Origin of the sequence: Campylobacter concisus, assembly GCF_003048405.1 — a bacterium.
GTDB classification, from domain to species: Bacteria; Campylobacterota; Campylobacteria; order Campylobacterales; family Campylobacteraceae; genus Campylobacter_A; species Campylobacter_A concisus_Q.
The window spans coordinates 123,567-135,909 of record NZ_PIQS01000002.1; the positions used below are offsets into that span (position 1 = coordinate 123,567).

General features: G+C 35.8%; 14 protein-coding genes. 8 read left to right on the top strand and 6 right to left on the bottom strand.

Annotated elements, in window-relative coordinates; all coding sequences use genetic code 11:
• Positions 1–35: 35 nt before the first annotated feature.
• Genes CVT18_RS06025 through CVT18_RS06035 form a run of 3 tightly spaced genes read left to right on the top strand, consistent with a single transcriptional unit; the run spans position 36 to position 2,087 of the window.
• The gene (locus CVT18_RS06025; protein WP_103628276.1) at positions 36–1,040 is read left to right on the top strand and encodes a hypothetical protein; all 1,005 of its coding nucleotides are present in this window, start codon (positions 36–38) and stop codon (positions 1,038–1,040) included.
• The gene (locus CVT18_RS06030) at positions 1,037–1,558 is read left to right on the top strand and encodes a hypothetical protein (protein ID WP_103628277.1); all 522 of its coding nucleotides are present in this window, start codon (positions 1,037–1,039) and stop codon (positions 1,556–1,558) included. The genes CVT18_RS06025 and CVT18_RS06030 overlap by 4 nt, the downstream gene beginning before the upstream one ends.
• Positions 1,551–2,087 (top strand): hypothetical protein, encoded by a 537-nt coding sequence (locus CVT18_RS06035; RefSeq protein WP_103628278.1) that lies wholly within the window; start codon positions 1,551–1,553, stop codon positions 2,085–2,087. The genes CVT18_RS06030 and CVT18_RS06035 overlap by 8 nt, the downstream gene beginning before the upstream one ends.
• Positions 2,088–2,834: 747 nt before the next feature.
• Here the strand turns inward: CVT18_RS06035 and CVT18_RS06045 are convergent.
• The 4 genes from CVT18_RS06045 to CVT18_RS06060 are packed head-to-tail and all read right to left on the bottom strand — an operon-like array spanning position 2,835 to position 5,786.
• Entirely contained in the window at positions 2,835–3,458 is a 624-nt protein-coding gene (locus tag CVT18_RS06045; RefSeq protein WP_103628279.1) for a tetratricopeptide repeat protein, read from the bottom strand.
• The gene (locus CVT18_RS06050; RefSeq protein ID WP_103628280.1) at positions 3,459–4,112 is read right to left on the bottom strand and encodes a tetratricopeptide repeat protein; all 654 of its coding nucleotides are present in this window, start codon (positions 4,110–4,112) and stop codon (positions 3,459–3,461) included.
• A 10-nt stretch (positions 4,113–4,122) separates the two neighbouring features.
• Complete coding sequence (locus CVT18_RS06055) at positions 4,123–5,463, bottom strand: dihydrolipoyl dehydrogenase family protein (protein WP_103628281.1); 1,341 nt, start codon at positions 5,461–5,463, stop codon at positions 4,123–4,125.
• A 2-nt stretch (positions 5,464–5,465) separates the two neighbouring features.
• A complete protein-coding gene (locus CVT18_RS06060) occupies positions 5,466–5,786 on the bottom strand; it encodes a type II secretion system protein (RefSeq protein WP_087585814.1) in 321 nt (106 codons plus the stop codon).
• Positions 5,787–5,863: 77 nt separating this feature from the next.
• On the opposite strand from CVT18_RS06060, the gene CVT18_RS06070 reads away from it, so the two are divergent.
• Entirely contained in the window at positions 5,864–6,415 is a 552-nt protein-coding gene (locus CVT18_RS06070; RefSeq protein WP_103628282.1) for a tetratricopeptide repeat protein, read from the top strand.
• Between the two features lie 21 nt (positions 6,416–6,436).
• On the opposite strand, the gene prfB is transcribed toward CVT18_RS06070, so the two are convergent.
• Positions 6,437–7,537, bottom strand: coding sequence for a peptide chain release factor 2 (prfB, locus tag CVT18_RS06075; RefSeq protein WP_103628283.1), 1,101 nt, complete (start codon positions 7,535–7,537; stop codon positions 6,437–6,439).
• A gap of 120 nt (positions 7,538–7,657) precedes the next feature.
• Between prfB and panC the strand changes: the two genes are divergently transcribed.
• From panC to tilS, 3 genes are read left to right on the top strand one after another with little or no spacing between them, the layout of a single operon-like run.
• Positions 7,658–8,479 carry a pantoate--beta-alanine ligase gene (gene panC, locus CVT18_RS06080; RefSeq protein ID WP_103628284.1) on the top strand — a complete coding sequence of 274 codons (822 nt, stop codon included), beginning with the start codon at positions 7,658–7,660 and terminating at the stop codon, positions 8,477–8,479.
• A 2-nt stretch (positions 8,480–8,481) separates the two neighbouring features.
• Entirely contained in the window at positions 8,482–9,792 is a 1,311-nt protein-coding gene (gene rimO / locus CVT18_RS06085) for a 30S ribosomal protein S12 methylthiotransferase RimO (protein WP_103628285.1), read from the top strand.
• Positions 9,789–10,769 (top strand): tRNA lysidine(34) synthetase TilS, encoded by a 981-nt coding sequence (gene tilS, locus CVT18_RS06090; protein ID WP_103628286.1) that lies wholly within the window; start codon positions 9,789–9,791, stop codon positions 10,767–10,769. The genes rimO and tilS overlap by 4 nt, the downstream gene beginning before the upstream one ends.
• A gap of 59 nt (positions 10,770–10,828) precedes the next feature.
• Here tilS and CVT18_RS06095 read toward each other — a convergent pair whose 3' ends face one another.
• Complete coding sequence (locus tag CVT18_RS06095; protein ID WP_072594149.1) at positions 10,829–11,755, bottom strand: ribose-phosphate pyrophosphokinase; 927 nt, start codon at positions 11,753–11,755, stop codon at positions 10,829–10,831.
• A 227-nt stretch (positions 11,756–11,982) separates the two neighbouring features.
• Here CVT18_RS06095 and CVT18_RS06100 point away from each other — a divergent pair, with 227 nt between their 5' ends.
• Complete coding sequence (locus CVT18_RS06100) at positions 11,983–12,342, top strand: DUF488 domain-containing protein (RefSeq protein WP_103628287.1); 360 nt, start codon at positions 11,983–11,985, stop codon at positions 12,340–12,342.
• The last annotated feature ends 1 nt before the right edge of the window (position 12,343 follow it).

The following is a 12,343-nucleotide window of genomic DNA, read 5'->3' on the forward strand; positions in this document are numbered from 1 at the left end:
CATAACGAAAATTATGCACTAAATTTAGGAGATTTATGTCTTTTAGCGTCAAAAAGCTTTTTTCTAACCTTTTTTTAAGCGTCGTGTTGGAGGGCAATGAGTGCATATTCTTCGGTCAAGTCTTTAGAAATGGCAAACTTTTAAAAACTATAAATGCTAAATTTACAGATATAAATATCGATAGTATCGATGAGAAAATCATAAAATATATAGAAGAGCAAGAAAAAACATATTTTGGTGTATATGTTTCAGTTTTTTTTAACGACGACTCGCAAGGCGCACTTCCTAGCATTAGCTTTGACGAATATAAAAAATTTAATATAAATACTAAAAATCTTACAAGCCTTATCATGCAGGATAGCTGGAGCATTTATGCAAATTTAAATGCTATAAAAAAATATAAAAATTTATTTGGGCAAGATAGCGTGGATCTCATCTACTCGCCTATTGCCCTACTCTTTCACGAGCTTTTAAAACGCGGAATTTCTCCAAAAACTACGCTTTATCTTTATATCCATGCACATTCGTTTACACTTGCGATCTTTAAAGATAAGCAAATGAAATTATCCACTTTTTTAAATATGTCTGGTATTGAAGAAACCAACCAGGAAGCTGAAAGCCTAAAAGAAGAAGATATAACAGATATTGACAACTTAATCATTAAAGAAGAAAATGACGCAACGTCGCTTGATGATTTTAAAAGTTTAGATGATTTTTTAAGTGATGATAAGCCAAAAGAATTTGAAGACCTAAATTATGAACTAAATATGCCAGCTTCTACAAATGTAGAAAAATCGGTTGCTATTTTTGGGTATGACATGAAGATGTTTGATTACATCGTAAAGGCCGTAAAAGAATTTTATGAAAATCCTCTATACAGCGGTGATTTTATTGAACAAATAATTGTTTTTGAAAATACAAAAACAAGTGCAACCTTTTTACAATATCTGCAATCTGAGCTTTTAGTGGAGACTTCGGTGTATCCAGTGAATACAAATCATATTATGAATGAAATCATGCAAGAAGAGATAATATTATGAGATTTAGCTTTATTGCTCCAGAACCAAGACCGCTTATATCTATCTTTAGCAAAATTTGGCTAAGTCTTATAAGCTTTGTGTTTGTAGCTCTTTTGGCAACAAATTTCTTTATACTCTATAAAAATTATTCAATTGAAAAAAATATAAATTTTTTATCAAATGAACAAAAAGAACTTAGTCAAAAAATAGTCACAACAGATGAAATTTCAGCTAAGCTCGTCGTACAAATAGAATCTGCAAATGATATTTTCACTTCAAATTCTATTCTCAAGCAAAGCTTGCACAATCTTTTTGATCTAGTGCCTGACAGCATAACGCTTGAAGAGGTTTTTATGGATAAAAACTCACTCATCATTCGTGGTATAACGCCGACAAAAGATGTATTTAATCAGCTTCTAGCTTCACCTTTAAGATCTATTTTTACAACTTCAAATACTAGCTTTTATCAAAGTAAAAACGGCTGGTATGGCTTTATAAGTACAAACAAAATTGATAATTCTGAGGGATATAATGAGTAAAAAAGATACGAGCTTAGAAAAAATAGATCCTGTCAAGCTTTTACTTTTTATATTTGCTTTTATTGTAGCTTGTTTCATTATGATATTTGGTTTTATCGTGCCAAATATAAAAGAATTTAAAAGCCTAACTAGACAAAATTATTCACAGACCTCATCTTATACAAAAGTAAAAAATGAATTTGAAGCCAAATTTAAAAACCTTGAAGCAACTAAACAAAAAGATGGAGCTATCATTTCAGCTTTTGAGACTAAATTTGATAAAGATAAATTTATAGAATTTGCCTCCAAATTTTTCAGTGAAGTAAGCCTTAGTAAAATAGAAGAAGGTGATAATAATGCTAGTGAGAAATTTTTTAGATTTCGCCTAAATGTAACTAGCTCTCTAAGGACACCACAAAAATTTTATGACTTTTTAGATGCGCTTAGTAGCTATGACAGTATCGTAAAGACAGAATTTCCTATCGTCATGAAAGGCGAAAAGGATAAAATCCATACTACATTTAATATAAAAGTCTTTGGGTTAAAGTAAAATTTTAGATTTCATTTAATAAAAAGCTACAAATAGATAACAGTTCTCTCAAGTTCTTAGTTATAGAAATTATATTTTTATAGACATAAATTTATGTATTTCATCGGTATTGATATAAGCTCAACATCTACAAAAGTAGCAATACTAGATAATTAAGATAATTTTTGTGATCTATTTTTGTTATCAAGTAGTTTTAGTGCCATAAAAATAGTACGCAATATAAAAGAAATTTTAGAACAAAAAAGCTATCAATATGCCTCAATCACAGCTACTGGGTATGGAAGAGCAAGTGTAGAAGCGGATGTAGTAGCTTTTAAAAGCTGTACAGAAACTACAAATTTTAAAAATAATATAAGCGCACAAGGTAACCTTGTAGAAAATATCGCCAAACGTTACTTAAAGACGCCCCTCTTCTGTAATGTACAAAAACGACGCAATATCTGATGCTATTAAAAATTTGTAGATGAATATAAAGCAGATGGTGCAACAGATATCGTTTTAAGTGGCTGTTACACTTATGCAATAGAAACAAACAAGATAAAAGAAGCTAGCAAAGAAGCTGGTGCAAGCTATATGAGCCTTGAGGACTGACTTACCCCCCCCCAAAAAAAAAACAAGATGCTGTCTGGATTTGCACACATTTGAAGGTATTTTTAGAATTTCTCGAACAAAACATTAAATTTTAAAAGGCCCAAAAAGAGCCTTTGTTGATTTATTGCGAATTTTTAGAATAGTATTTTGCTAGTATTACTTTTTCTCCACACACTTACCAAGCTGACAAGCTCTTTTGTAAAGTGCATTTGCCTTTACTTCATCGCCGCTTAACTTTGCAAGCAAAAAGCACGACTGAGCGTATTCAAGCTCGCAGCTCTTTGCCAAAAGCCTTAGCACTCTAGCCTCAGCCTTAGTTCTATCTATCTTATGTATCTTTAAATTTTCGCTTTCGATGTAGGATTTTAGCCCCATAGCCTCGTTATAGCAGCCAACGCCATCGCCGCTATCACAAGCTAGTTTATAAAGTTTTAGAGCTTTTTCTATATCTTTTTGCTCATCAATCAGCCCTTGCTCATAAATTTGACCTAAATTTGAACAAGCCGTCGCAAGCCCAGCATTGCAAGCTTTTTCGTAGTAGCCTTTTGCCTTTACAAAGTCCTTTTCATTGCTAAAATTTACAGCTAAATTGTTGCAGTCGATACTATTTCCACCCTCGCAGTTTTGTATCATCTTCTCTTTTTCAAGCTCAAGATGCTCTGCCCTAGCCTCTTCATCACTTTGCCAAAAGCCAAAGCTTACCATCTTTTGCCAAGACCAGCAACCACTAAGTATAAAGCCCATAGCCAAAATAAGACCAAAATTTAAGACCTTTTTCACTTACATTCCTAGCTTTGTGCCTAGTCTTTTCATCTGTGGGCATGCCTTGCTTAGCCCACGAAAGCAAGCGACTTTATAAATTCCATAAGCCCTTTTTTCATCTTTATTGACACCAAGACCAAGCTCATACATCGCTCCGATATTGGCACAACTTGGCAAATCGCCAGCATTGCATGCATTTGTATAAGCTTCCATCGCCAAATAATAATCTCGCTTAACGATCTCGCCTTTTCTATAAGCATTGCCTAAATGATAGCAAGCTTGCATGCCTCCACCATTGCAACTTTCTTTATAAATCGAAATTGCCTTTTTTGGATTTTTTTTAACTCCAAGTCCAAGCTCATAAAGAGTGCCCAAATTTGCACAACCGACTTGCACCTTAGCATCGCAAGCTTTTTTATAATTTGTTAAAGCATTTTCATATTCTTTTAAAAGCTCGTAATTTACACCCAAATCGTTGCAAGCTTCCGCATCGCCTTCTTCGCATTTTGGTATTAAAATTTCGATCGCATTTCTTGAAATTTGCTCTTTATTTTGCACTATTTTTTCATCCTTTGGTTGCTGCCACGAATCATCTTGTTTTTGTCCTATACCAATCACATTTAAGCAGCCAGTGAAAAATAAAGCCGATAAAAGCAATAAATATTTTTTCATTCTTTTCCTTTTAAAATTGTCCAAATAAGTCATTTAGTGCTTCACTGATACTTGGATGAGTGAAAATTTGATTTTTAAAGAAATTTGCATTTGCTTTTAAATTCATCGCAATTGCAATTTCATTTATCAGCTCATTTGCATAGATGCAGTGAAAGCTGGCTCCTAAAATTTCTCCACTTTGTGCATCAACGATAGCTTTTAGCATGCCTACATCGTGATTTAATACTTTTGCGCCTGGTACTGTTGCCATGCTAAGCTTTAGCTCTTTAAAATTTAGCCCAAATTTACTAGCCTCTTTTGCATTTACTCCAACTCTTGCTAGCGGAGTATCAGTAAATAGCACATTTGCGTGAATGCTTCTATTTTTAGTATTTCTCTTTTTATCACCAAAAATTTGTGAATAAACTATCCTAAAATCATCCAAGCTCGTGTAAGTAAAAAGCTCTCCACCACGCACGTCGCCTACCGCATAGATGTTTGGCACATTTGTTTGAAGATTTTCATTTGTCTTTATAAAGCCTTTTTCGTTTAGCTCAACTCCAGCAGCTTTTAAATTTAAATCATCTACATTTGCTACTCTGCCAAGTGCGATCAAAAATGCATCAGCCCTAAGGCATCTTTGCTCGCCATTTTGCTTAAAATTTAATATATTCTCTTTAATGCACTCTATCTCGCAACCCTCTAAAATTTCAACGCCTTGGACTCTAAGAGCTTCTTTTACGCTATTAGCTATATCATCATCTTCATTTTTAAGTAGTTTTGAACGCCCTATAATAGTCACTTTTGAGCCAAAATTTGCAAACATTGATGCAAACTCTATACCGATAAAACCGCTACCGATAATGACAAAATGCTTTGGTAAATTTTTTAGATCAAGCAAAGTTTGGCTTGAAAATACATTTGAGCTTACAACCTCAAAAGGAGTATCTGTCTCTTTTGAGCCAATATTTATGATAATAAAATCGCCCTCTATTATCTTTTTCTCGCCGCTTGGCGTTGTTACAAGTACGCTATTTTCACTAGCAAATGAGCCAACACCATCGATCACATCGATATTTTCTTTATCATTTAGCATCGCATAGTTTTTAGCATTAAGAGCCGAGATTAGCTTGTTTTTATTTTCCACACTAAGCGTGTAATATTCGCTTTCGACACTATTATTTACAAATTTTGCCTCTTTAGCGGCTGTTATTAGACGTTTGGTTGGTATGCAGCCAACATTTATGCAAGTGCCTCCATACATCTTTGGCGATCTCTCTACAAGAGCCACTTTTTTGCCAAGTGCGGCAGCTTTAACCGCTAGCGTTTTGCCAGCTTTTCCAAAACCAATAATTACAATATCATATTTCATTTTCAGTCCCTTATCTTTCCCATTAAATAATAAGTTGTTTCATTTATCTTTTTTAGCTCCATTTTATATTTATTAGCCCAGTTTTTTATGATCTCATCAACTCGCTCTTTTATTTCATTAACGGTAGCTACATTTTTTATCTTTAGTCTATCTTCACTTCCACTCATCGCCACAAAACAAAGGTGTGGCTTTAAATGATCGTTTAGTTCAATTATGCTCTTTGGCAAAAGACCATCAGTATTGTTTAAAATTCTACACATTTGAGCAGTGGTCGTTTCATTGACGTTATAGCCAAGCTGGATTAAAAGTGCATTATGATCCATATCGTTCCTTTTGCTTAAAATTTGCGGGCATTATAAGATAAAATTGGATAAAATCGCCTAAATTTTCAAGGACAAATATGAAAAAATTTATCATTTTTGTGTTTAGTGTTTTACTATTTTGGGGATGTTCGTTAGATCAAATTTCACAAAATTTTGGCCTTAGTGAGCCACCACTTGATCCAGAGGTCGAGCAAATAGCAGACGCCATCTATCTATACAATGAAGGCAACTATCCAAAGGCTTGTAAGAGATTTTATGATTATGCAAAAGATGGAAATGTTCTAGCCATGCAGCAAACTGGCATTTGCTTTCGTGACGGCAAAGGCTTTAGCAAGGATATCTTAAGGGCACTTTTTTGGTTTGAGACAGCTGGCAGATACGGCAACATAGACGGACTAAGAAGTGCTGGATATATATACGAATACGGCCTTGGGGTCAATAAAAATTTAGAAAAAGCGATATATTTTTATGAAAAAGCTACAAGCCTTGGCTCAAGCGAGGCTAGCTACGATCTGGGGCTTATCTATCTAGGTAAAAATGACTATAAGAAAGCAATAATTTATCTTGATGAGGCTTGCTTTAAAGGCAAAGAAGAAGCGTGCATGAAGCTAAAAGAGATGAAATTTTAGCTCTCATCTCTTTTAAATTTACTACCCCTCAGCCTTTTGAGCGATCAAAACGCCCTCTATCATCTTTTTGATATCCCCATCAAGTATCGCGTCAGTTTGCGAAAATGCCTCGCCACTGCGGTTATCTTTTACTTGCTGATACGGAAAAAGCACGTATGATCTTATCTGATGTCCCCAGCCGATCTCACTCTTTTCGACGCTATTGCTCGCCTCTTGCTGCTTCATCAGCTCAAGCTCGTAAAGGCGCGACTTTAACATTTTCATCGCTGTAGCTCTATTTTTGTGCTGGCTGCGGTCGTTTTGGCACTGCACGACGATGCCAGTTGGTATGTGCGTGATACGGATGGCTGATTCAGTCTTATTTACGTGCTGACCGCCCGCGCCACTGGCTCTATAAGTGTCTATCTTTAGATCTTTTTCCTCGATCTCGATCTCTATGTCATCATCTATTTCAGGGCTTACCATGACACTTGAAAAGCTCGTATGACGGCGCCCTGCGCTATCAAATGGACTTGTGCGAACGAGCCTGTGAATGCCATTTTCTGCCTTGAAGTACCCATAGGCATTTTCACCTTTTACTATAAAGCTCACATCCTTTAGCCCAGCCTCATCACCCTCTTGAAAGTCAAGAGTCTCGACCTTAAAGCCTTCGCGCTCGCAAAATCTAAGATACATCCTATAAAGCATGCTGGCCCAGTCATTACTCTCAGTGCCACCAGCTCCTGGATGGATCGATACAATCGCGTTTTTACCATCATCTTCGCCACTTAAAAGCATAGAAATTTCTAAATTTACTATCTTTTCATCTAAATTTTTAGCGTCATCAAATAAAGAATTTATAGTATCCTCATCATTTTCAGAATTTGCTAGCTCAAAAAGCTCCTTTGCATCACTTACTGCCTGATTAGCGTCGTTAAATTTTGCAAGCATATTTGAAATTTTAGTTTTTTCTTTATTTAGCGCCCCAGCTTTAGCGATATCTTGCCAAAAGTCAGGGTCTTGCTCAGTGGTCTCTATCTCTTTAAGTCTAGCCTTGATCTCCTCAGGCTTTACGATAGAGCCTATGTTTTCAACTTTTGTTTGTAGCTTCTTTAAAAGCTCGTTATATTCGTAACTATCCAAGTCTTTCTCCAAAAATTTTTGCCGATTTTAACCAAAAGTTGCTTACATTTTTAAATTTACGCCCTTTTAATCCTTTTTTGTTACAATGCCAAGTTAAAATTTCAAACAAAAAGAGTCAAAATGCAAATCATAAGAACTATAAAAGAACTTCAAAATTTCGTCTCTAGCACAAGCGCAAAGATCGGTTTTGTGCCGACCATGGGCGCACTTCATGACGGACACGTTAGCCTTATCAAAAAATGTGTGAGCGAAAATGAGATAAGTATCGTCTCAACATTCGTTAATCCAACTCAATTTTTACCAGGCGAAGATCTGGACAAATATCCAAGAAACGAGCAAAATGACATCAAAGTTTGCGAGCAAAACGGTGTTAGCGCTATTTTTATTCCAGATTCTGGTGAGCTTTACTTTGAAGATGAGCCGCTCATAGTCGCTCCAAAGAAGCTTTCAACTATTTTAGAGGGCAAAACTAGGCCAGGACACTTTGACGGCGTCTTAAGAGTGCTAAATAAGCTATTTTGCCTAACTCGTGCAAATAGCGTCTATATGGGCAAAAAAGATACGCAACAACTAATCATCGTGCAAAATATGATAAAGACATTTTTCCTAAACATCGAGCTAGTTGCTTGCGATATCGTTAGAGAGCCGGACGGACTTGCACTTTCAAGTAGAAATGTCTATATCTGCGACGAAGATAAATGTAATGCTCTAAGGCTTTCAAGATCGCTAAATAAAGCACAAAATTTGATCCAAAACGGCGAAGAGGACGCAAGCGAGATCAAAACAAAGATGCTTGAAGTGCTAGAGCCGTTAAAGGTTGATTATGTCGCTATTACGGATAGAAATTTAAATGAAATTTCAAAAGTGGAAAAAAATAACACCATCATTTTAGTAGCAGCTTATGTTGGCAAAACTAGGCTAATAGATAATATCTGGATATAAAAATGCCAAAACTTCACTTAATTTCACTTGGCTGTAATAAAAATTTAGTTGATTCAGAAATAATGCTTGGTAGATTGCAAAACTACGATATTACCGATGACATCAGCGATGCCGACGTCATCATCGTAAATACCTGCGGCTTTATCAAATCCGCCAAAGAAGAGAGCATACAAACCATACTTGAGATGCACGAAGCTCGTAAAAATGGCTCTTTACTAGTAGTGACTGGCTGTCTTATGCAGCGCTACAAAGATGAGCTAATAAAAGAGTTGCCAGAGGTTGATCTCTTTACCGGTGTGGCTGACTACGACAAGATCGATGAGATCATCTTAAAAAAGCAAAATTTATTTAGCCCGCAAACTTATCTGCAAGCAAATGAAGAGCGTGTGATAACTGGCTCAAACTATCACGCTTACATCAAAATTTCAGAGGGCTGTAACCAAAAATGTAGTTTTTGTGCGATACCGACATTTAAAGGAAAACTAAAATCACGCTCGCTCGAAAATATCGTAAATGAGGTCAAAAATCTAGTCAAAAAAGGCTACTACGACTTTAGCTTTTTATCTCAAGACTCAAGCTCATATATGCGTGATCATGGCGTTAGCGACGGACTAATAAATTTAATAGACGAGATAGAAAAGATAAAGGGCGTAAGAAGGGCCAGGATACTCTACCTATATCCAAGTACGACTAGCAAGGAGCTAATTGAGCGCATCATCGCCTCGCCACTCTTTCACAACTACTTTGATATGCCGATCCAACACATCAGTGAAAATATGCTAAAAATAATGAAGCGTGGAAGCGGTGCTAAAAAGATAAAAGAGCTTTTAAATTTGATGAGAAATGCCGAGAATTCATTTTTGCGAACTGGTGTCATCGTTGGTCATCCAGGAGAGAGCGAGGAGAATTTTGAGGAGCTTTGCGAATTTTTAGAAGAGTTTAAATTTGATAGAATTTCAGCCTTTGCCTACTCAAAAGAAGAGGACACTGCATCTTTTGACATGGAGCAAATCCCAGCTAAGATTATCTCAAAAAGACTAAATAAGATAGAAAAAATCACTAAAAAATCGATAAATGAGAGCTTGCAAAAAGAGATTGGCAAGCAAATTTATGCTTCTCTTGAGGGCGAAAGTAGCGAGGGCGAGATGTTTTATGCAGCCAAAAAAGACATCTGGGATAAAGATATAGACGGCGAAATTTTAATAAATGAAAGCGATGTAAAAGAGCTTGAGATCGGCTCACTCTACCTTTGTGAGGTCACTGACGTGGTCGATCAAAAACTGATCGCTAAAATCATCAAAAAAGCAAAATGATAAGCCAAAATGTGAGAGAAAAGCTAAACTCAGGTGCAAACCTGCTTGCCTTCTCGCACGGCATCGATAGCACCGCACTTTTTTACATTTTAGAAGAGGCTGGGATCAAATTTGATCTAGCAATGGTTGATTACAATATTCGAGAGCAAAGCAAAAGTGAGATAAAAAGTGCAAAAGAACTCGCAGATAAATTTGGTAAAAAAATTTATACTAAAAGCGTTTTTTTAGATAATTCAAATTTTGAAAAAAATGCGCGCGAGGCAAGATATGAGTTTTTTGGAGAAATTTGCCAAAAATTTGGCTACGAAAATTTAATCCTAGCGCATCAGTTTGATGATAAATTTGAGTGGTTTTTGATGCAGCTTAGTAAGGGTGCTGGACTAAAAGAGCTCTTTGGCATGAGCGAGCTTGAAAAGAGAAAGCACTTCTGGCTAGTTAGGCCGCTTTTAAATTTACGCAAAAAAGAGCTTCAAAACTATCTTGGTGAGAGAAATTTACACTATTTTATCGATGATACAAATTTAAAAGGCGAGTTAAAAAGGAGCTTCATGAGGCTAAATTTTAGTGAGCCATTTTTGGATAGATATTTTAGTGGCGTACAAAAGAGCTTTGAGTTTTTAGAAGCCGATAGACAAATTTTAATGCCAAATATCATAAAAATAAGTGATGAAATTTTTATCATAAAAAATGATAGTAATGCGATACGAGGCGTTGATATGGTGGCAAAAGAGCTAAACGTGCTTCCAAGTAAAGCGCAAAAAGATGAGCTAAGCACAAATTTGGCAAAGCAAACAAGCGTGGTGCTAAGTGGCAAGATCGCTGTCGGATACGCAGACACTTACCTTCTAGTAACTCCATTTTGCAAAGCCATAATGCCAAAAATTTTTAAAGAGAAGGCTAGAATTTTAAAAATTCCAGCTATAAATAGAGGCTATCTTTTTGCTATAAATTTTGATTTATCAAAAATTAAATTCTAACAAATATTGAAAGATTTGGCTTTTGCCTGAAACAACTCCAAAGCAAAAGCCAAGATTAATTAAAATAAGCTATTTACGCTTTCATTGTGATATACACGGCGTATCACTTCTCCAAATAAAGAAGCCGCACTTAGCACTTTTATACAAGGAAGCTCCTCAGCTAGAGGGATGGTATCTGTTACTACTAGCTCATCCAAAAAGCCTAGTCTTAGCCTATCGTAAGCTGGTCCGCTAAGAACTGGGTGTGTACAAAACGCCATAACGCTAGTTGCACCACGCTCTTTAAAAATTTCAGCTGCTTTTACAATAGTACCAGCTGTATCGATCATATCATCGACCAAGATCACGTCTTTGCCGTTTACGTCACCGATTATATTCATCACTTCGCTCTCGTTTGCTTTTTCGCGGCGCTTATCTACGATAACCATGTCAAGATTTAGATTTTTAGCTAAGGCTCTAGCACGAGCCACGCCGCCTACATCAGGGCTTGCAACGATTGGATTTGGTAAATTTTTAGCTCTTACGTAGTCATTAAAAATGATACTTCCATAAAGGTTATCAACCGGAATATCAAAAAATCCTTGAATTTGTCCTGCGTGAAGATCCATAGTGACGACTCTATCGATGCCTGCTGTTTGCATCATATTTGCCACTAGTTTTGCAGTGATCGGCACTCTAGGAGCTGCTTTTCTATCTTGTCTAGCGTAGCCAAAATACGGCACAATCGCTGTTATAGAGCTTGCGCTACTGCGTCTTAAAGCGTCAGTTAAGATAAGTAGCTCCATTAAATTTGTATTTGTCGGTGCACATGTTGGCTGAATGACAAAAACATCTTTTCCGCGCACGCTCTCGCCGATTTGCACGCTGATCTCTCCATCGCTAAATCTTTTTATACTTGCCTCGCTAAGAGGAAGTGAAAGATATTGCGAAATTTTCTTTGAAAGCTCAATATTAGCCGTTCCTGAGAAAATTTTATAGCCTCTCATAATGATAACCTTTTTAGTGATTTTTATGTTGGGATTTTATCAAAACGAGCTTTAATTTAAATTTATTCTTTTTAGGACTATTTTCTAGCCCTAGTTTAATTCTTATCGCCACAATCAAAATTTTAAGCTTTGATTTTACAAACCTTAAAATTTAAACAAGTATAAAAAATATAAGATAACTAAGAATATTTTTTTATTTATAAACATTATAGGACTACAATCACAACATGTTTAAAGCTTATAGAATTTATGATTTTATCAAAGATGATAGTTTGGATATGAAGGCGGCTTTTGTTGATAGACTCTATCCAAGAGGCATAAGAAAAGAGATATTTTCAAATTTTTTTTGGTTAAAAGATATCACACCAAGCACTGCTTTAAGAGAGTGGTTTCATGAAGATAGAGAAGCTAGATTTGATGAGTTTTGTGAGAAATTTGAGCTCGAGCTTGATAATGAAAAAGCACAATCTTGCTTTAAAATGCTAAAAAAACTAGAAAAAGAGCATGGCGATATAGCACTTCTAACAGCTAGCAAAGATATAAATCTTTGCCATATCGTTGTGTTATTAAAAATTTTAAATAAGTAGT

What these genes read in the sequence shown, in the direction of transcription:
- tilS (WP_103628286.1), top strand. Translation starts at nt 9,789, where the DNA reads ATGATAAGCCAAAATGTGAGAGAAAAGCTAAACTCAGGTGCAAACCTG.
- CVT18_RS06055 (WP_103628281.1), bottom strand. Translation starts at nt 5,463, where the DNA reads ATGAAATATGATATTGTAATTATTGGTTTTGGAAAAGCTGGCAAAACG.
- CVT18_RS06060 (WP_087585814.1), bottom strand. Translation starts at nt 5,786, where the DNA reads ATGGATCATAATGCACTTTTAATCCAGCTTGGCTATAACGTCAATGAA.
- CVT18_RS06030 (WP_103628277.1), top strand. Translation starts at nt 1,037, where the DNA reads ATGAGATTTAGCTTTATTGCTCCAGAACCAAGACCGCTTATATCTATC.
- panC (WP_103628284.1), top strand. Translation starts at nt 7,658, where the DNA reads ATGCAAATCATAAGAACTATAAAAGAACTTCAAAATTTCGTCTCTAGC.
- CVT18_RS06095 (WP_072594149.1), bottom strand. Translation starts at nt 11,755, where the DNA reads ATGAGAGGCTATAAAATTTTCTCAGGAACGGCTAATATTGAGCTTTCA.
- CVT18_RS06025 (WP_103628276.1), top strand. Translation starts at nt 36, where the DNA reads ATGTCTTTTAGCGTCAAAAAGCTTTTTTCTAACCTTTTTTTAAGCGTC.
- CVT18_RS06100 (WP_103628287.1), top strand. Translation starts at nt 11,983, where the DNA reads ATGTTTAAAGCTTATAGAATTTATGATTTTATCAAAGATGATAGTTTG.
- CVT18_RS06070 (WP_103628282.1), top strand. Translation starts at nt 5,864, where the DNA reads ATGAAAAAATTTATCATTTTTGTGTTTAGTGTTTTACTATTTTGGGGA.
- rimO (WP_103628285.1), top strand. Translation starts at nt 8,482, where the DNA reads ATGCCAAAACTTCACTTAATTTCACTTGGCTGTAATAAAAATTTAGTT.
- CVT18_RS06035 (WP_103628278.1), top strand. Translation starts at nt 1,551, where the DNA reads ATGAGTAAAAAAGATACGAGCTTAGAAAAAATAGATCCTGTCAAGCTT.
- CVT18_RS06050 (WP_103628280.1), bottom strand. Translation starts at nt 4,112, where the DNA reads ATGAAAAAATATTTATTGCTTTTATCGGCTTTATTTTTCACTGGCTGC.